Annotated in this window: 1 protein-coding gene; it reads right to left on the bottom strand. The window is 68.1% G+C overall.

The features are described from left to right. Positions 1 to 476: hypothetical protein (locus ER13_RS17410; RefSeq protein ID WP_197019821.1), on the bottom strand; the 476-nt coding region annotated here is incomplete at its 3' end. Between the last annotated feature and the right edge of the window lie 311 nt (positions 477 to 787).

Here is a 787-nt window from a genome sequence, read left to right as displayed (position 1 = left end):
GCCATGAAGAGGGCCAGGCCGATGCTGTTCCAGACGGCGTGCGACAGGGTCGGCAGGGCGTAGGCTCGAAGCCGTCCCAGCCGTCGCGACCAACCCCAGGCGGCGTAGGCCATCACGTCGAAGGCGGTCGCCTGGCCGAGCGAGCCGGGGCTCATGCCGTGCAACAGCCAGGCGAGCGCCGCAATGATCGCGATGATGAAGGCCAGCCCGAGGCTGGGGGCGTCGTCGCGGGCGCGCCGGACCGCCCAGACGACCAGCGGCGTCTCGATCACCGCAGGCAGAAACACGGCCAGGAGAAACCCATAGGCGAACCGCGAGACCGTATCCTGGGCTGCGACCATGGCGTCCGGCGCGCCGGGGCCGGCGGTGAAACTGCCGACGACCATATTGGCCGCCGCTCGGATGAGCAGGGATAGGGCGAACAGGCCTGCGCCCAGGAGTACGGCCTGTAGCCAGGGGTTTCGGAATATCGGCATGCGTGGCCGGTTTGAATCTAGCGTCTGTCGCCTAGGCGCTGCCACCGACGTATGTATTCGATGGTCCAGGCGAGCGTCGAAACGGCCACGACGACCAGGGCGAACAGGCCGGGGCGTCCGCCCCATTCAGCCGGAAAACTGGTCCGGAAAGTCCCTATTAGGAAGGTGGCGAGGGCCGCCCACAAGGCAAGGCTCAGTTTCGACATCGTCTGCCCTCCCGCAGTCGTCAGCGCACCATTTGGACCCGGATCGCAGCGGTCCGCAAGAGGCGCCGGTCGTGCGGACGCGCCCCCGCCGTCTCGGCGCTATGC

It is taken from the genome of Brevundimonas sp. EAKA (genome assembly GCF_000698025.1).
Classification (GTDB): Bacteria; Pseudomonadota; Alphaproteobacteria; order Caulobacterales; family Caulobacteraceae; genus Brevundimonas; species Brevundimonas mediterranea_A.
This window is presented reverse-complemented; position numbering and strand designations above follow the sequence as displayed.